The organism is Pseudarthrobacter sp. RHLT1-30-1 (assembly GCF_059383415.1).
The window spans coordinates 20321-37186 of record NZ_JBWZCG010000010.1 but is presented as its reverse complement, the minus strand read 5'-3'; the positions used below and the strand labels follow the sequence as shown (position 1 = coordinate 37186).

At 67.9% G+C, this 16866-nt stretch carries 15 protein-coding genes and 1 riboswitch; of the genes, 6 read left to right on the top strand and 9 right to left on the bottom strand.

The window, feature by feature from the left end; all coding sequences use genetic code 11:
• Position 1: 1 nt before the first annotated feature.
• Both AC50YM_RS09240 and AC50YM_RS09235 read left to right on the top strand, forming a co-directional pair.
• Positions 2 to 862, top strand: a complete 861-nt coding sequence (locus tag AC50YM_RS09240) for a lysophospholipid acyltransferase family protein (protein ID WP_494956653.1) — start codon at positions 2 to 4, stop codon at positions 860 to 862.
• Positions 863 to 936: 74 nt separating this feature from the next.
• Positions 937 to 2385: a short-chain fatty acid transporter gene (locus AC50YM_RS09235; RefSeq protein ID WP_494956652.1), complete on the top strand. Its 1449-nt coding sequence runs from the start codon at positions 937 to 939 to the stop codon at positions 2383 to 2385.
• Positions 2386 to 2478: 93 nt separating this feature from the next.
• Here the strand turns inward: AC50YM_RS09235 and AC50YM_RS09230 are convergent, their stop codons facing one another.
• The 3 genes from AC50YM_RS09230 to AC50YM_RS09220 form a co-directional block, all read right to left on the bottom strand.
• Positions 2479 to 3528, bottom strand: a complete 1050-nt coding sequence (locus tag AC50YM_RS09230; RefSeq protein ID WP_494956651.1) for a GNAT family N-acetyltransferase — start codon at positions 3526 to 3528, stop codon at positions 2479 to 2481.
• Between the two features lie 2 nt (positions 3529 to 3530).
• The gene (locus AC50YM_RS09225) at positions 3531 to 4916 is read right to left on the bottom strand and encodes a glycine--tRNA ligase (protein WP_494956650.1); all 1386 of its coding nucleotides are present in this window, start codon (positions 4914 to 4916) and stop codon (positions 3531 to 3533) included.
• Positions 4917 to 5138: 222 nt separating this feature from the next.
• Entirely contained in the window at positions 5139 to 6113 is a 975-nt protein-coding gene (locus AC50YM_RS09220) for a DMT family transporter (RefSeq protein ID WP_494956649.1), read from the bottom strand.
• A gap of 33 nt (positions 6114 to 6146) precedes the next feature.
• On the opposite strand from AC50YM_RS09220, the gene AC50YM_RS09215 reads away from it, so the two are divergent.
• Complete coding sequence (locus AC50YM_RS09215; RefSeq protein WP_494956648.1) at positions 6147 to 6383, top strand: RNA-binding S4 domain-containing protein; 237 nt, start codon at positions 6147 to 6149, stop codon at positions 6381 to 6383.
• 45 nt (positions 6384 to 6428) lie between these two features.
• Here AC50YM_RS09215 and AC50YM_RS09210 read toward each other — a convergent pair whose 3' ends face one another.
• Positions 6429 to 7079: an alpha/beta hydrolase gene (locus tag AC50YM_RS09210; protein WP_494956647.1), complete on the bottom strand. Its 651-nt coding sequence runs from the start codon at positions 7077 to 7079 to the stop codon at positions 6429 to 6431.
• 70 nt (positions 7080 to 7149) lie between these two features.
• Here AC50YM_RS09210 and AC50YM_RS09205 point away from each other — a divergent pair, with 70 nt between their 5' ends.
• Both AC50YM_RS09205 and AC50YM_RS09200 read left to right on the top strand, forming a co-directional pair.
• Entirely contained in the window at positions 7150 to 8025 is an 876-nt protein-coding gene (locus tag AC50YM_RS09205; protein ID WP_494956646.1) for an SGNH/GDSL hydrolase family protein, read from the top strand.
• Between the two features lie 79 nt (positions 8026 to 8104).
• Positions 8105 to 8629, top strand: a complete 525-nt coding sequence (locus AC50YM_RS09200) for a hypothetical protein (protein WP_494956645.1) — start codon at positions 8105 to 8107, stop codon at positions 8627 to 8629.
• A 100-nt stretch (positions 8630 to 8729) separates the two neighbouring features.
• Here AC50YM_RS09200 and AC50YM_RS09195 read toward each other — a convergent pair whose 3' ends face one another.
• On the bottom strand, positions 8730 to 10214 hold the full coding sequence (locus AC50YM_RS09195; protein WP_494956644.1) for a CoA-acylating methylmalonate-semialdehyde dehydrogenase: 1485 nt from the start codon (positions 10212 to 10214) through the stop codon (positions 8730 to 8732).
• Positions 10215 to 10335: 121 nt separating this feature from the next.
• Entirely contained in the window at positions 10336 to 11238 is a 903-nt protein-coding gene (gene mmsB, locus AC50YM_RS09190) for a 3-hydroxyisobutyrate dehydrogenase (protein WP_494956643.1), read from the bottom strand.
• 147 nt (positions 11239 to 11385) lie between these two features.
• On the opposite strand from mmsB, the gene AC50YM_RS09185 reads away from it, so the two are divergent.
• The gene (locus tag AC50YM_RS09185; protein WP_494956642.1) at positions 11386 to 12318 is read left to right on the top strand and encodes a LysR family transcriptional regulator; all 933 of its coding nucleotides are present in this window, start codon (positions 11386 to 11388) and stop codon (positions 12316 to 12318) included.
• 197 nt (positions 12319 to 12515) lie between these two features.
• On the opposite strand, the gene AC50YM_RS09180 is transcribed toward AC50YM_RS09185, so the two are convergent.
• The 3 genes from AC50YM_RS09180 to AC50YM_RS09170 form a co-directional block, all read right to left on the bottom strand.
• Positions 12516 to 13895 (bottom strand): MFS transporter, encoded by a 1380-nt coding sequence (locus AC50YM_RS09180; RefSeq protein WP_494956641.1) that lies wholly within the window; start codon positions 13893 to 13895, stop codon positions 12516 to 12518.
• 182 nt (positions 13896 to 14077) lie between these two features.
• The gene (metX, locus tag AC50YM_RS09175) at positions 14078 to 15256 is read right to left on the bottom strand and encodes a homoserine O-acetyltransferase MetX (protein WP_494956640.1); all 1179 of its coding nucleotides are present in this window, start codon (positions 15254 to 15256) and stop codon (positions 14078 to 14080) included.
• 10 nt (positions 15257 to 15266) lie between these two features.
• Positions 15267 to 15382, bottom strand: a riboswitch (SAM riboswitch).
• 126 nt (positions 15383 to 15508) lie between these two features.
• Positions 15509 to 16825 carry a bifunctional o-acetylhomoserine/o-acetylserine sulfhydrylase gene (locus AC50YM_RS09170; protein ID WP_494956639.1) on the bottom strand — a complete coding sequence of 439 codons (1317 nt, stop codon included), beginning with the start codon at positions 16823 to 16825 and terminating at the stop codon, positions 15509 to 15511.
• Positions 16826 to 16866: the final 41 nt, after the last annotated feature.

Genomic DNA, 16866 nt, shown 5'->3' with positions numbered 1-16866 from the left:
GATGCCCTGGCGGCCCCGGCCCAACGACCGCTTCTACCGCGTCATCGTCCGCGCCGGGCAGGCGCTGCGCGGGATGTTCCGGATTCGGGTGATCGTCACCGGACAGGAGCACCTTCCAGCGCCGGAGCCTGGCGGCCGAGCCATCCGCGGCCGTGCACTCCGCGGCCATGCACCGAACGGCGCCTCCCGCCGCGTCGTCCCGGGCCGGGGAGCCGTCATCGCCGTGACGCATTTCGGCTACCTCGACTTCGCCTTCGCGGAACTCCTGCTGTGGTCGCACAGCAGGACCCGGCTGCGGTTCCTGATCACCCAGGCGGCCGCCGATCACTGGCTGGCCGGGCCCGCGGTCAGCGCCGCCGGGCACGTCGTCGTCGGGTACGGCCCGGGATCCGACGCCTACGACGCCGCCGTCGACCGGCTCCGCGACGGCGAGTACATCGCGATCCTGCCGGAGGCCGGTGTCAGCCGCAGTTTCCGGGTGCGCGACTGCAGGACGGGGGCCGTGCGGATGGCCGCCGAGGCCGGCGTGCCCATCATCCCCGTCTCCATCTGGGGCGCCCACCGGCTGATGACCCGGCAGCACGGCTTCTCCCCCGCCCGTGCCTGGCGCGCCCCGGTCCGGATCCATGTCGGCGAACCCATGATCGTGCATCGGGCCCGCGACGCCCGGCCCGCCACCGAATTGCTGCGTGCGGCGCTGCAGGCCGGCATTGATGCCTGCATCGCGGACTTCCCGCTGAAGCCGGAACCCGGCGCGTGGTGGATGCCGGCGGACCTTGGCGGCGGTGCACCGACCGAGGACGAACGGCGGCGCCTGGACGAGGCGGAAGGTCCGCGGCGCGCGGGCGGCCGGCGCCGATAAGCCCGGTTTCCGAGATTTTCATCACTAAACTCCAACGGGTACAAAATTCGCACCCAATGGAGAGGGACTCCCCTGTGGCAAACACAGTCCTGACAAAAAGCGGCATCGGCGAAGAACGCGGCCTGGCCCGCGTTGCCCAGCGGATGGCAGCGTGGACCGAGAAGTGGTTCCCGGACGCCTATATCTTCGCGCTGGCCGGCGTCATCATCATCGCCGTCGCCGCCCTGGCCATCGGCGCCTCGCCGCAGTCCATCGCCGACTCGTTCGGCAACGGGTTCTGGGACCTGACCGCCTTCACCCTGCAGATGGCCATGGTGGTGCTCACGGGCTATGTCGTCGCGACCTCCCCGCCCGTGGCCAAGCTGATCAACCGGCTGGCCCTCGTCCCGGCGACGGCCCGCACCGCGGTGAGCTTCGTGGCCCTGATGTCGATGTCGGTGTCCTTCCTCAACTGGGGCCTCAGCCTCATCTTCGGCGGCCTGCTGGCCCGCGCCATCGCCCGCCGCAAGGACCTGACCGTGGACTACCGCGCGCTTGGCGCCGCGGCCTTCATGGGCCTTGGTGCCGTCTGGGCGCTCGGTCTGTCCTCCTCGGCGGCGCAGTTGCAGGCCACGGCGGCCTCGCTGCCGCCGGCCCTGCTGAAGATCACCGGCATCCTGGACTTCGGGACCACGATCTTCACCTGGCAGTCGCTGCTCACCCTGGCCATCCTGATGGCGCTCACCACGGTGATCGCGCACTTCTCGGCACCGCAGGGCGGATCCATCCGCACCGCGCAGGATCTCGGCGTCGACCTGGATGACGAACCGGGCGAATCGGAGCCGCGCTCGCGCCCGGGCGAATGGCTGGAGTTCAGCATGATCCTGCCCATCCTGGCCGGGGTCCTGACGCTCGGCTGGCTGGTCTCGCAGTTCCTGACCAAGCCGTTCCTGACCGTGGTGAGCAGCCTCAACGGGTACCTGCTGGTCTTCCTGATCCTGGGCCTGGTGCTGCACGGCACGCCGCGGAACTTCCTGCAGGCTGTCACCAAGGCAGTCCCGGCGACGGCCGGCATCCTGGTCCAGTTCCCGCTGTACGCCGCGATGGCGGCGATCCTGACCAAGGCCACCGGCCACGGCGGCATGACGATCTCGGCCCATCTGGCCGAGTTCTTCACGCAGATCGGCAGCGGCGGCGGGTTCGCCGTCGTGATTGCGCTGTACACGGCCCTGCTGGGCCTGCTGGTCCCCTCGGGCGGCGGCAAGTGGCTGGTCGAGGCGCCGTATGTGATGCAGTCCGCCACCGATGTGCAGATGAACCTCGGCTGGACGGTGCAGATCTACAACATCGCCGAAGCCCTGCCGAACCTGATCAACCCGTTCTTTATGCTGCCGCTGCTGGCGGTGCTCAGGCTGCGGGCCCGGGACCTGGTCGGCTTCACGTTCCTGCAGTTCGTGTTCCACCTGCCGGTGGTGCTGCTGCTCGTCTGGCTGCTGGGGATGACGTTCGATTTCGTTCCGCCGGTAATGCCGCCGGGGAAGTAGCCCGCACCGGTTCACCCGCTTGACGCCTTAACGCAGCCGCCCCGCAGTAGCAAAACTACTGCGGGGCGGCTGCGTTACTGCGTTAACGGACGGCTAGGCCGGGTCGGAAACCACCAGGGTTTCGGCTCCCTGGAGGCGGGCCTGGCCGCTCTCCAGCAGGGGCTCGACGACGGCGCGCAGCGCCTCCATCGAGTCGTCCAGTTCCAGCACCACGGGGTGGTTGAACGCGATCAGTGCCAGCAGGTCCCGGACGGCGGCCCGGGCCTGGTCCGCGTCGAGTTTGGGCTCGTGGCCCAGGAACACGTCGGTTGGCCGGCCGGAGGCTGCCGTGCCCTGCCCTGCTGTGCCCCGCCCTGCTGTGCCTTGTCCTGCGGCGGCCTGCCCTGCCGAATCCCCGGCGGGGGCAAGCGCGGCGTAGCTGATCGCGAAGGCCTGGAGCTGGCCCTTTCGGCTGGCCGGCACGCCCTGGCCGAAGGCACTGGCTTTCGGCGCCCGCAGCACGATCGCGCCGTGCGCTCCGCTGAGTTCGTCCAGGAACAAACGCTGGACTGTGCCGATGCCGAGCTCGCCGGGGCTGTCCCAGGCGTGAACGGCCGTGTAGTACCGGCCGACGACGTCGCTGAGCTCCACCGAGCCGGTGGCGAGGTCCTCGACCTGCTCGGCGGCGGCAGCCTCCGAGCCGTCCCCGAAGACGGGCAGCTTGAGCGACCCGGGCTCCACGACGACGAGCCGGGAACGCTGGATCGGGGCCAGGCCCGCCGCCTCGGCGAAGGCCGCGCCGGCTGTGCCCGGCTCCACCTTGGTCCGGAGCCGGGAGACGCCCGACGGCGACTGCGCGGCTTCGTGCCGCAGCATGGTCAGCAGCGTGGATCCGACGCCGGTGCGGCGGTGCTGCCGGTCGACCTCGACGTAGGCCCACAGCCGCTGCGGGTGCAGCGAGGCTTCGTGGACCACGCCGGCCGCGACCGGGATCGCCACGCCGTCGACGACGTCCTCGGCCACGATGCAGCGCCGCCACGGCGCGTTGCCCGAGGGTGCCAGGGTGCCGCGGAACTGCCGGGCCTGCTCGGTTTCGGGCCCGCCCCACATTTCCAGCAGCGCCAGGTCATCGCCGTCACGCCATTCACGGTAGGTGATCGCCACGATCAGGCGCCGATCAGCCGTGCGGCCAGGTAGCCCTCCACCTTGTCCAGGGAGACACGTTCCTGGCTCATGGTGTCGCGTTCGCGGATCGTGACGGCCTGGTCGTCCAGGGTCTCGAAGTCCACGGTGATGCAGAACGGGGTGCCGATTTCGTCCTGGCGGCGGTAGCGGCGGCCGATGGCGCCGGCGTCGTCGAACTCGATGTTCCAGCTCTTGCGCAGCTGGGCGGCGAGGTCCTTGGCCTTCGGGGACAGGTCCTCGTTGCGGCTCAGCGGCAGCACCGCTGCCTTGACCGGCGCCAGACGCGGATCGAGCTTGAGCACGGTGCGGATGTCGACGCCGCCCTTGGCGTTGGGCGCCTCGTCCTCGGTGTACGCGTCGATCATAAACGCCATGAAGGAACGGGTCAGACCGGCCGCCGGTTCAATCACATACGGGGTGTAGCGCTCGTTGGTGGCCTGGTTGAAGTAGCTCAGGTCCTGGCCGGACGCCTTGGAGTGGGTGGACAGGTCGAAGTCCGTGCGGTTGGCGATGCCTTCGAGCTCGCCCCACTCTGAGCCGTGGAAGCCGAAGCGGTACTCGATGTCCGTGGTGCCCTTGGAGTAGTGGCTGAGCTTCTCCAGCGGGTGCTCAAAGAAGCGCAGGTTGTCTTCCCGGATGCCAAGGGAGGTGTACCAGGACATCCGTTCCTTCATCCAGTACTGGTGCCACTGCTCATCGGTGCCGGGCTCGACGAAGAACTCCATCTCCATCTGCTCGAACTCGCGGGTGCGGAAGATGAAGTTTCCCGGCGTGATCTCGTTGCGGAAGGACTTGCCGATCTGGCCAATGCCGAACGGGGGCTTCTTGCGGGAGGTGGTGAGCACGTTGGAAAAGTTGACGAAGATGCCCTGGGCCGTTTCCGGGCGCAGGTAGTGCAGGCCTTCCTCGCTGGCCACCGGGCCGAGGTAGGTCTTGAGCAGCCCGGAGAACTCCTGGGGTTCGGTCCATTCGCCGCGGGTACCGCAGTTGGCGCAGGCGATGTCCTTGAGGCCGTTCTCGGCGGGGCGGCCCTTCTTCTCCTCGTATTCTTCCTCGAGGTGGTCCGCGCGGTAGCGCTTGTGGCAGGAAAGGCACTCGACGAGCGGGTCGGAGAACACGTCGACGTGGCCGGACGCTTCCCAGACCTGGCGGGGCAGGATGACGGAGGAGTCCAGGCCGACAACGTCTTCGCGGCCGCGGACCACGGACTGCCACCACTGGCGCTTGATGTTTTCCTTGAGCTCGGCACCCAGGGGCCCGTAGTCCCAGGCGGAACGCGAGCCGCCATAGATTTCACCGGCCTGGAATACGAAACCCCGGCGCTTGGCGAGGGAAATGATCTGGTCGAGGACGGATTTTGCTGCCATGGGAACTAACTCCAGTTTCTACAGGGCCGCTGGGTGCGGTCCGTGGTCTCAGCCCCGGAACACCGGCTGGTTGCCGGACGGGACACTGCCAATAACGCAAGACTTAAACACAAAGCCGCCCGCACACAGCAAACAGCGATTGCTCACTGATGGCGGCGCAGGAAGGTGCGCCTCCTAGCCTACCGGCCTGCCGGCTTCCGGCGCTGCCTCGACGGAGCCGTCTCAACGGCGCTGCCCCAGGGCGCCCCTCGGCCAGGGCAGGCTGGCGAGCACAATGGCGGCCAGCGTCAGCAGGGTTCCGAATATTGTGGGCAGCCCCACCACGGTTCCCGGCACCGGGAACGCCAAGTCCAGCCCCAGCGAGCCCAGCAGCTGCCCGGCGATCATGCCGAGCCCAGTCACCAAGACGCCCAGGCTGCGGACCAGCAGGGCGGCGACGACGATAAACACGCTGCCCAGCGGCCCGCCCAGGTAGTACCACCACTCCGCCGGCAGCGGGTTGCCGGGTCCGGCAATGGCAATCTTGACCAGCCAGGCGGCCCAGAGCAGAACGCCGCCGGTCACGAAGTTCACCACGGTCGCGGCGAGGGGCGAGCCGTAGTGCATGGCGGCGGTGCCGTTCATGGCCTGCTGGAAGCTCATCAGGAACCCCGCCAGCAGCGGGAGGAGCAGCGGAACCAGCAGCTCCGCCGGGCCCGGACCGTTGCCGGCGAGGCGCGGCGACACCGCCCAGGCGACGGCGGCAACGGTAAGGATGCTGCTGACCACCCGGATCCCGGTGATGGATCTCCGGGCGCCGGGACCGATCCCCATCCGGTCCACGAACAACCCGCTGAGGGTCTGCCCGGTCACGGTGGCAACGGTGAAGAGGGCCACACCCAGCAGTCCGATGGTGAACGTCTGCGCGAAGACGAAATACGCACCGATGCATCCGGCAAGAACGTAGTAAGGCGGGAACCGGCGCTCCTGGAGGGCCGGAAGGATCTGCCGCAGCCCGGCGCGGCCGCTGGGCACCGCCACCGAAATGGCGGCCATCAGCACCAGTCCCGCCGTGAAACTCACCACAGAGGCGGCAATTCCATCGGCGAGCGCCAGCGCCAGTGCGCCGTTGATCCTGCCCTGCAGCGGCATCAACAGGCCTGCCGCGACCGCGAGGGGCAGCCCCGCGAGGTACGGAAGCCGGGGCGTGTGCGTCATTGTGGCCACCTTACGTCAGGCATCATTGCTGGTATGAGCAACCAGGAAATTGAAGAGATCCCCATCCGCGACGACATGATCCGGCTTGGGCAGTTGTTGAAACTCGCCAGCCTGGTCGAGGACGGCGTCGAGGCGGCCGAGCTGATCAAGGGCGGCCTCGTCAAAGTCAACGGTGAGATCGACGAACGCCGCGGCCGCCAGCTTCACCACGGCGACACCGTGACGGTCAATGGCCGGACCGTGCGGATCAGCACACCCGCCGGAGCCTGACCGGGCCGTCAACCTCAGTGTTGACGGACCTGTTTATCGAGGCACCTACTTGTTGAGCACCTCATGGGTGAGGAACTCGGAGACGTGCCCGATTTCCTGCTCGTTGATGCCGTGCCACATGCCGGTGTAGAGCACCTTGGTGAGCTTCACGTGTTTCCGGACCCAGCCCATGGTGAACTCGACCTTGTCGGGCGTGATCACCGGATCCTGCTGGTCGCGGCCCCAGAACACCGGCACGGTCCCGTCCAGGTCGGCGTCACGGAAGCTGGGGTCACCGCCGGCGTCGACCGCAAAACCGGACAGCCCGACGACGGCGGCATAGTCAGCGGGCCGCCGGCGCAGCAGGCTGGTGGCCAGGGCCATCCCCATCGAAAAGCCCAGCAGCGTCACGGACTGGTGGTTCGGCCGGACCGCGTCGAGCCAGTCCTCCACATACGCGGCAGCATCCTTGACGGCGTCGAGGCTGTAGTCGATCGAGGCGGTCAGCGGGAACCAGGTGAAGCCGGCGCCGGACACCATCGGGGCGCGCACCGAGGCGACCACGAATTCCTGCGGCAGCAGGTCCGCGAGGCTCATAAGGTCCGATTCGTTGGCGCCGTAGCCGTGCAGCAGGACCAGGAGCGGCTTGCCGGCGCGTTCCTCCTCGGGCTTGGACCACAGGACAACAGGGGCGGGGAAGGCAGCGGCGGAAGTCATGGCTCCATTCTTACAGTTACCCTCAAGTAACAACCTACGTTGGCGTAGCGTTGCGGGAGGAGTGCAGGATATGAACGTGAACGAAACCGACGCCGAGGAGAAATCCGCCGGCCACACCGTGACCCATCCCTGGACCCGCTATGTGGCCATGGGCGACTCCTTTACCGAGGGCATCGGTGACCCCGAGCCCGCGAGCCCGGGTGGACACCGCGGCTGGGCGGACCGGGTGGCCGAGGAGCTCAGCCGCGGCCACGAGGACTTTGCCTACGCCAACCTGGCCGTCCGGGGCCGGCTCCTGCAGCAGATCGTGGACCAGCAGCTGGCGCACTGCCTGTCCCTCCGGCCGGATCTTGTGACGCTGTCCGCCGGCGGGAACGACCTGATCCGCCCCGGCGGGGACCCGGATGCCCTCGCCGAGAAGCTGGACTCGGTGGTGCAGATCCTCAGCCTGGCCGGCGCGACGGTGGTGCTCTTCAACGGTCCGGACACCGGCTCGTCGGTACTGGGCCGGGTCCGCAGCAAGGTCGCCATTTACAACGAGAACCTCCGCACCATCGCCGCACGCCACGACGCCATCATCGCGGACATGTGGTCCCTGCGGCAGCTCACCGATCCGCAGATGTGGGATGCGGACCGCCTGCACTTCTCACCGCTGGGCCACCACACCATCGCGGCGATGGTCCTGGATTCGCTCAACGTCGAGCACACCCTGGAACCGCTCTCCCCCAAGCCCCTGCCGCAGCGCAGCTGGCGGCAGGCACGGTCCGGTGACCTGGTCTGGGCGCGGGAGCACTTCATGCCCTGGGTGGTCCGCCGGCTCCGGAACCGTTCTTCCGGCGACGGTATCACCGCCAAGCGTCCCCTCCCCGGGCCGGTCTTCGGCCCGGGGGTGCCGCTGGGTTCGGGCGAGGGGCCGCCCGGCGTCGACGAGCAGGTGCGGCCCTGAGCGCCGCAACCCTGGCGGGGCACGGGGGACGGTGCGGGAGCGTTAAGCTGGAAGGACACTTCCTGAGAGGCCCGGTACCGTGAACAATTTGTTCTTTTGGATCATCGTTCTGTCATTCCTGATCCCGATGGCGATGCGCTACTACAAGAAGTCCATGCGCGGCCGGAACCAGAACCAGGACGCGCCCGGCGGCGTCCCGGGCCAGTTCGGGCAGTTCCCCGGCGACGCTCCCGGAAACTACCCCGGCCCGCAGAGCAACCAGCCGCGCGACGGTTACACCCAGCGGGACTATTACGGGGCCTTCGGCCAGCTCGGCGCGCCGCAGCAACCGGCGCCGCCGGTCCCCTACGAGGACAGCCCCGGCTACCCGGGCAAGCCGTCCCAGCCTTTCCCGCCGCAGGACGCGCCGCAGTTCAACGGCCAGCAGTTCAATGGCCAGCAACCCGGCGCCCAGCCGGCCCCCGGCCCCGCCGCGCCCCTGCCGCCGTCGGCCCCGCAAGGCTTCCGGGCGCGCAAACTTGCTGAACTGGACCAGTGGTACAGCGACGGCGAACTCGCCATGGAGGACTACATGGCGCAGCGCGCGGAGATCATGAAGGGCTAATCCCCCACCCACCAACTACAAGCAACGCGGGGTCATTTACCGCCCATAATCCCCTCCGGGATGGGCTGTAAATGACCCCGCGTTGCTTGGTGCGGTGGGGTTAGTCGACCTGGGGGAAGCCGAGGTCGATCACCGAGGTGGACGGATCCGGCCAGCGGGTGGTGACGACCTTGCCGCGGGTGTAGAAGCGGATGCTCTCCGGGCCGTACATGTGGGTGTCGCCGAAGAGCGAGTTCTTCCAGCCTCCGAACGAAAAAGTGCCCACCGGGACCGGGATCGGCACGTTGACGCCCACCATGCCGGCTTCGACGTCGAACTCGAACTGCCGCGCGGCGCCGCCGTCGCGGGTGAAGATCGCCACGCCGTTGCCGAACTCGTTGTCGTTGACGAGCTTGACCGCGTCCGCGTAGGTCTCCACCCGGACCACGGAGAGGACCGGGCCGAAGATCTCGTCGTCGTAGACCTTCATGCCGGGCTTGACGTGGTCAACCAGGCTGACGCCGATGAAAAAGCCCTTGGAGTCGAACTGCTGGTCCCGCCCGTCCACCACCACGGTGGCGCCTTCCTCGGCCGCGCCGGCAACATAGGAGGCCACCTTGGCGCGGTGCTCGGCGGTGATGAGCGGGCCCATCTGCGACGCCGGGTCGGTGCCGGGGCCAATCTTCAGGGTGGCCATCCGGGTGGTGATGGCCCCGACCAGATCATCGGCGATGTTCCCGACGGCGACCAGGACGCTGACGGCCATGCAGCGCTCGCCGGCGGAGCCGTAGGCCGCGGAGACGGCGGCGTCGGCAGCCATGTTCAGGTCAGCGTCGGGCAGCACCACCATGTGGTTCTTGGCGCCGCCCAGGGCCTGCACCCGCTTTCCGTGATCGGCGGCGCGCTTGTAGATGGACTGGGCGATCGGCGTCGAGCCGACGAAGCTGATCGCCTTGACGTCGGGGTGCTCCAGCAGCACGTCGACGGCTTCCTTGTCGCCGTGGACCACGTTGAGGACACCGGCGGGCAGACCGGCTTCGGCGAAGACCTGCGCGATGAAGACGGCCGAGGACGGGTCCTTTTCGCTGGGCTTGAGCAGCACGGTGTTGCCGCAGGCCAGGGCGCTGCCGATCATCCACAGCGGCACCATGGCCGGGAAGTTGAACGGGGTAATGCAGGCGACCACGCCGACGGGCTGGCGCACCGAGTGGACGTCGACGCCGCTGGCGACCTGCTCCGAGCGTTCGCCCTTGAGTGCGTGCGACAGCCCGGTGGCGAATTCGATGTTCTCCAGGCCGCGGGTGATCTCGCCCTCGGCGTCGGAGAGGACCTTGCCGTGTTCGCTGGTCAGCAGGGCTGCCAGTTCCGGGCGGCGCTCCATCAGGATTTCGCGGACCTTGAAGAAGATGTTGGTGCGCTTGCCCAGGCTGGTGGCGCGCCAGCCCGGCAGGGCGGCCCGGGCCGCGCTGATGGCTTCCCCGACGCGGTCGGCGGAGGCGAGGGCAACCTCTTTTTCCTGCTCGCCGGTGGCCGGGTTGAAGACGGGGCCGTAGCGCTCGGCGTCGGAAATCAGGGCGCCGTTGATGAAGTGCGGAATGCGTTCCATGGTGGTTCTCTTTCGTGGGACTGTTCGGGGCCGCTGTGCGCGGGGAGTTCTGGGTGGGAAATTCTGAGGAAGGACGGCCAGGTGACGGCGTGACGGTTACGACGTCGTCCGCCCGGGGCTGCTACTTCGCCGTGTCCAGGGTGCCGTCGACCAGCTTGACGATCGCGGAGCAGTCCATGCCTGCCTTGCCGGAGTCGATGAGGCGCTGGAAGAGCTGCTGGACGTGCTCGCCGATTTCCAGCGGGGTGCCGGTGTCCCGCGCCGCGCTGATCGCGAGTCCGATGTCCTTGTTGGCCAGCTCCGTGGTGAAGGTCGGCGCGAAGTCGTTGTTCGACGCAGCGGTGGGGACCACGCCGGCGACCGGATACCAGGTGCGCAGCGCCCAGCTGTCACCGGAGGAAACCGAGGCGATGTCCCAGAAGACCTGCTTGTCCAGCCCCAGCCGGTCGGCGAGCACCGCGCCTTCGGCGGTGGAGGCGAGGTTGATGAAGAGCATGAGGTTGTTGCAGATCTTCGCGGCCTGGCCGGTGGTGGCTCCGCCGGTGGGGATGATGTTCGCCGCCATCGGCTTGATGTATTCGGTGGCCTCGGCCACGGCGCCGGCTTCGCCGCCGATCATGAACGTCAGGGTGGCGGCTTTGGCGCCGCTCATCCCGCCGGACACCGGGGCGTCGACGAAGCGGAAGCCGGCGGCAGCGGCGGCGTCGTGCAGGGCCTGGGCAGAGGCGATGTCGATCGTGGAGGAATCCACCAACAGGGTGCGCGTGTCCGCATGGGCCAGGACGCCGTCCTCGCCGAGGTAGACGGCCCGGGCGTGCTCGCCCTTGGGGAGCATCGTGAAGACGACGTCGGCGCCGTCGACGGCGTCGGCGATGCTTCCGGCGGGTTTGACGCCGCCTGCCACCGCGGCGGCAACGGCGTCGGCGTTGAGGTCAAAGCCGCGGACGTCGTGGCCGGCCTTGGCGAGATTCACTGACATGGACCCGCCCATGTTCCCCAGTCCGATCCAAGCGATTACTGCCATGGCATAAGCTCCTTTGCTTTGCGTCGTGCTGTGGGTGTCGCCGTAGGTGTTGCAGCCGGCCATTCGCCGGACTTCCGTGTCCAGCATCACACCCTGTTACAGTGCAATCAAGATAAAAAACTACAGATGGCATGTGCATGGATGCACATGCCTGATTTTGGAGGATTCAGCGTGGACTTGAGGCGGCTTCCGAGTCCGGACGACCTGCTCATCCTGCTGACCGTGGCGCGGCTGGGCCGGTTCAACGCGGTGGCGGAAGCCCTCGGCACAACCCACACCACGATCTCCCGCCGGATCCTGGCCCTGGACAAACAGCTCGGCGGCCGCACCCTGGAGCGGAGTCCGCACGGCTGGGAACTGACCGATCTGGGCACTGACGCCGTGGTGGCCGCCGAAGCGATCGAGGGCACCCTTGGTGCGCTGACGAACCGGATCGCCCGGTCCGAAGATGTGCTCTCCGGCCTGGTCCGGATCAGCACCCCCGACGGCTTCGGCGCCGAGTTCCTCGCGCCGGCGCTCGTCCGGCTGCAGCGGAACCACCCGCTGCTCAACGTTGAAATGCTCAGCGCCACCCGCAAGGTCAGCAAGAACCGGTCCGGGGTCGACCTCGAGGTGGTGGTGGGCAATCTGGAGGACGTCAGCAATGCGCAGACCATTTTCCTGTCCAATTACTTCCTCCGGCTGTACGCCAGCCCGCAGTACGTCCGCGAGCACGGCCTGCCGGTGACGCTCGACGACGTCCGGCAGCACGGCTTTGTGTCCTACGTGGAGTCGGCGCTGCAGGTCGCCGAACTGGGCCACCGCTCCACCCAGTTGCCCGTCCCCCGCTCGAGCTTCCAGGCCACCAGCATCTTTGCCCAGCTTGAGGCTGTCCGCCGCGGCGCGGGGATCGGTCTGCTGCCCAACTTCCTGGCGGTTGGTGACGCCAGTTTCGTGCCTGTGCTGCCGGACGACTTCCAGCGGCAGCTCCCGATCTGGGCCGTGGCACGTTCGGAGTCCCTGCGCTCGGCCCCGGTGCAGGCGGTGCTCGAGGCGATCCGCACGGAGATTTCCGAACGCCGGGCGGTCCTGGCCGGCTGAGCGGTTCTCGCGGGGTTGAGCGGTCCCGGCGGGATGAGCCGCGGCCCGGGCTTCGCGGTCCTGACAAGCTAAGCCGGCGGCAACGGCAACAGCCCGGGTTCCGCCTTTGCGGAACCCGGGCTGCTGCATATTCGCACTGCCTTGCGGGCAGTTGCTTGCTTGTTGCCTGTTACTTCTTGGCTGTTACTTCTTGCCTTTTACTTCTTGCCTGCGGCAAGCAGGTCCGCGGTGCCCTTGGCATCGGCGGCGTCGACGTCGTGCAGGGAGATGCCGCGGGTTTCCTTGAGGAAGAACACCGCCACCATCGTGACCAGGCAGGCGCCGAGCAGGTAGACAGCCACCGGGGTGGAGGACTTGAACTGGCTCAGCAGGGCGGTGGCGATGATTGGGGCCATTGAACCGGCCACGATCGAGGTGACCTGGTAGCCCAGCGAGACGCCGGAGTAGCGCATCCGGGTCGGGAACATCTCAGCCATGATGGCCGGCTGGCCGGCATACATCAGGGCGTGGAAGAGCAGGCCGATCGTGATGGCGGCGAGGATGATGAGGTCGTTCTTGGTGTCCATCATCGGGAAGGCGAAGAAGCCCCAGGTGCCGCCCAGGATGGCACCGGCCATGTAGACCGGCTTGCGGCCGAAGTGGTCGGACATGCGGCCGACCATGGGCACCACCGCGAAGTGGACGAGGTGCGCCGCCAGCAACAGAAGGAGGATCCGTGAGGTGTCCGTCTGGACAACCACCTTCAGGTAGGTGATGGAGAACGTGACCACGAGGTAGTACAGGATGTTTTCCGCGAAGCGAAGGCCCATCGCGGTGAAAACACCACGCGGGTAGCGGCGGAACACCTCTCCGACGCCGTAACCCTTCTTCTCGACGGTGACTTCCTTCTGGGCCTCCAGGAAGATGGGGGCGTCCGTGACCTTGGTCCGGATGTAGTAGCCGATCAGCACGATCACGGCCGAGAGCCAGAAGGCCACACGCCAGCCCCAGCTGAGGAAGTCGGCGGAAGACAGCGTGGAGCTCAGGATGAACAGCACGGCCGTGGCCAGCAGGTTGCCCAGCGGAACGGCGGACTGCGGCCAGCTGGACCAGAAGCCGCGGGATTTGCTTGGGCTGTGCTCTGCCACGAGGAGGACGGCGCCGCCCCATTCACCGCCGACGGCGAAGCCCTGGGCGAAGCGCAGGAACACCAGGAGGGCCGGGGCCCAGTAGCCGATCTGCTGGAAGGTCGGCAGGCAGCCCATCGCGAAGGTCGCGACGCCCACCAGGATGATGCTGAGCTGGAGCAGCTGCTTGCGGCCGAACTTGTCGCCGAAGTGGCCGAAGACGATGCCGCCGATCGGCCGGGCGACGAAACCAACAGCGTAGGTCAGGAAGGCGGCAATGATGCCGTCCAGTTCCGAGCCGGAGTTGGGGAAAAAGGTCTTACCGAAAACGAGGGTCGCCGCGGAGGCGTAGAGGAAGAACTCGTACCACTCAACTACGGTGCCGGCCATGGAGGCCGTTACTACCTTCTTCAGGCCGGACGACTTGACGTCTTCCTCTTGGGGGCGCCTGGCGGCGTTTTGAGAACTCATTTTCGACTCCTTTGGTGTCTCCGTCGACACCCTATGGACCTTTGCGGCGGTGGACGCCTGTGATTTGTGACACGCGGCATCATTCTCAACGAGTATGGACGTTCACGCCCGCAGGCTCAACGGCCATTAGTGCAGAGCGTATCTGCATAAATGCACACCCGGCCCGGTTTTTGGTCGAAGGACTAGCCGAAGAAGTGCTGCCGGAGCTGGTTGGTGAGCTGGCCGATCTCGGTCAGGAAGCCGTCATGCCCGATCGGCGCCTCGATGGTGTGCACGGCCACGTCACCCGGCAGGGCAGCGGCGAGGGCATCGGACTGGGCCGGGAAGTACAGCCGGTCCGAGTCGACGGCTGCCACCAGGAACTGCGCCGTGGTCGGAGCCAGGGCCTCGGTGAGGGCGCCGCGGCCCCGGCTGATGTCGTGGCTCATGAGCGCCTCGGTGATGGCGATGTAGCTGTTCGCATCGAAGCGCCGGACCAGTTTGTTGCCCTGGTGGTCCAGGTAGCTCTCGACCTGGTAGCGTCCCCGGCCGGCCAGGGACCCGGCTTCGAGCGGGGACTCGGAGTCCTGGGCGTTCCGGCCGAACCGCTCGTCCAGCTCTGCGGCGGAACGGTAGGTGATGTGCGCTATCCGCCGGGCGAGGGCCAGGCCCGCTTCCGGCTCCGGGCCGCCGTAGTAATCTCCGCCGTTGAAATTGGGATCCTGCCGGATCGCCAGCGTCTGCGCCTGCGCGAAGGCAATCTGTTCGGCGGTGCTGCTCGCCCCGACGGAAATCACGGCGCAGCGCTGGACCCGCTCCGGACAGCTGACCGCCCACTCCAGGGCCCGGGCCCCGCCCAGGGAACCACCGAGCACGGCGAACCAGCTGCGGATGCCCAGGGCGTCCGCCAGCCGTGCTTCGGCCGCCGTCGTGTCCCGGAGCGTGACGAGCGGGAACCGTGAGCCCCAGGGCTTTCCGTCGGGAGCCGTGGTGGAGGGCCCGGTGGAGCCGTAGCAGCCACCGAGGATGTTGATCGAGACGACGAAGTACTTGTCCGTGTCCACGGGAGCACCGGGGCCGGCGAGCTGCTCCCACCAGCCGGGCTCCTCGCTGTCGCCGCGCGTGACGTGGGTGTCCCCCGTGAGCGCGTGCTCGATCAAAACCGCGTTGGAGCGGTCCGCGTTGAGGGTCCCCCAGGTCTCGTAGCCGAGGGTGACGTCCGGCAGCCGGGCGCCGGATTCGAGTTCCAGGTCGCCGATCCGGAGGTGCCGGACGGTTCCGTCCGGGACCGCCGGGGCAGCGCCCTGGCCGGCCGGGGCGGGGGCGTGGGGTTGGGTGGTCGTGGTTACAGATGCACCCTGGCGGGTGGCGGCAATCGTCATTTGGGACCTCACTTCGCGCTTGCCCACCGTCAGCTGACCGGCGGGCCAGGTCTTCACCCGGGGCACCCCGCCGCAAATGGAGGGTTGCCGGCCAGCAAGCCGGGGCTGTCGCTGGCGCTCATGACCTTCCTTGAGTCTACGAAACGCGGCGGGCAGGTGGCGAAGATTGTGACGTCCGTGTGACTCCCCGCGTTGGACCGGCGCCCGGGCAGCCCAGGCTGTCCCAGACCTGGCGCCGGGCGCCGGTGCTGCTCAGGCGGTCTTGGCCGCGCGGAATCCGGCGTCGAGGTCGGCGAGGATGTCGTCGATGTGTTCCAGGCCTACGGAGAGCCGCACCAGGCCGGGGTTCACGCCGGCGATGGTCTGCTGTTCCGGGGAGAGCTGGCTGTGCGTGGTCGACGCCGGGTGGATGACCAGCGAGCGCACGTCGCCGATGTTGGCCACGTGCGAGTGCAGTTCGAGGGCGTCGACGAACCGCTTTCCGGCTTCGGCTCCGCCGGCGATGTTGAAGGCGACGACGGCGCCGGTCCCCTTGGGCCCGTATTTGCGGCCGCGCTCGTACCAGGGGCTGGAGGGCAGCCCCGCGTAGGCGACGGATTCGACGTCGTCCCTGGCTTCGAGCCATTCAGCCACCCTGATGGCGTTCGCGACGTGCCGCTCCACCCGCAGGCTCAGGGTTTCGATGCCCTGGGCGATGAGGAAGGCGTTGAACGGGGACACCGCCGAGCCGAGGTCGCGCAGCAGCTGGACGCGGGCCTTGAGGATGTAGGACAGGTTGGCGCCGAGGGCACCGTCCGCGCCGAGGTCCCGGGCGTAGACGAGGCCGTTGTAGGTGGGGTCGGGGGTGTTGAAGCCGGGGAAACGCTCCGGGTCCTTGCCGAAATCGAAGTTGCCGGAATCCACGATCACTCCCGCGATCGCGGCGCCGTGGCCGCCGAGGTACTTCGTGGCGGAGTGCACCACGATGTCCGCACCCCACTCGATCGGCCGGATCAGGTACGGGGTGGAGAGCGTGTTGTCCACGATCAGCGGGACACCGGCCTCGTGCGCCACCTGTGAGATGCCTTCGATGTCCAGCACGTCCTGGCGCGGGTTGGAGACGACTTCGCCAAAGAACAGCTTGGTGTTCGGCTGCACGGCGTCGCGCCACTGGGCTAGGTTGTCGGGGTCCTCCACGAAGGTGACAGAGATGCCGAACTTTTTCAGCGTATGCGCCAGCAGGTTGTAGGTGCCGCCGTAGAGGCTGGGGCTCGCCACCACATGATCCCCGACCTCGGCGACGTTGAGGATCGCGAAGGTTTCCGCGGCCTGGCCGGAGCTCAGCAGCAGTGCCGCGAGCCCGCCTTCCAGGCTGGCCACCCGCTGTTCCACCGCGTCCTGGGTGGGGTTGCCGATCCGGGTGTAGATGGGGGCAAGTTCGGCCAGGGCGAAGCGGTTGGCGGCGCTCTCGGCGCTGGGGAAGACGAACGACGTCGTCTGGTAGATCGGCAGCGAGCGGGCGCCGGTGGCGCTGTCCGGCTCCTGGCCGGCATGGATCTGGCGGGTTTCGAAGGACCAGGCGTTCGACATCGGGACACTCCTCAAGGGACTGGGCACAGGCATTCCGGAGC

Excerpts from the sequence above, each read along its gene's own strand:
- AC50YM_RS09240 (WP_494956653.1), top strand. The coding sequence starts at position 2 with ATGCCCTGGCGGCCCCGGCCCAACGACCGCTTCTACCGCGTCATCGTC.
- AC50YM_RS09225 (WP_494956650.1), bottom strand. The coding sequence starts at position 4,916 with ATGGCAGCAAAATCCGTCCTCGACCAGATCATTTCCCTCGCCAAGCGC.
- AC50YM_RS09220 (WP_494956649.1), bottom strand. The coding sequence starts at position 6,113 with ATGACGCACACGCCCCGGCTTCCGTACCTCGCGGGGCTGCCCCTCGCG.
- AC50YM_RS09215 (WP_494956648.1), top strand. The coding sequence starts at position 6,147 with ATGAGCAACCAGGAAATTGAAGAGATCCCCATCCGCGACGACATGATC.
- AC50YM_RS09210 (WP_494956647.1), bottom strand. The coding sequence starts at position 7,079 with ATGACTTCCGCCGCTGCCTTCCCCGCCCCTGTTGTCCTGTGGTCCAAG.
- AC50YM_RS09205 (WP_494956646.1), top strand. The coding sequence starts at position 7,150 with ATGAACGTGAACGAAACCGACGCCGAGGAGAAATCCGCCGGCCACACC.
- AC50YM_RS09195 (WP_494956644.1), bottom strand. The coding sequence starts at position 10,214 with ATGGAACGCATTCCGCACTTCATCAACGGCGCCCTGATTTCCGACGCC.
- mmsB (WP_494956643.1), bottom strand. The coding sequence starts at position 11,238 with ATGGCAGTAATCGCTTGGATCGGACTGGGGAACATGGGCGGGTCCATG.
- AC50YM_RS09185 (WP_494956642.1), top strand. The coding sequence starts at position 11,386 with ATGCCTGATTTTGGAGGATTCAGCGTGGACTTGAGGCGGCTTCCGAGT.
- AC50YM_RS09180 (WP_494956641.1), bottom strand. The coding sequence starts at position 13,895 with ATGAGTTCTCAAAACGCCGCCAGGCGCCCCCAAGAGGAAGACGTCAAG.
- metX (WP_494956640.1), bottom strand. The coding sequence starts at position 15,256 with ATGACGATTGCCGCCACCCGCCAGGGTGCATCTGTAACCACGACCACC.
- AC50YM_RS09170 (WP_494956639.1), bottom strand. The coding sequence starts at position 16,825 with ATGTCGAACGCCTGGTCCTTCGAAACCCGCCAGATCCATGCCGGCCAG.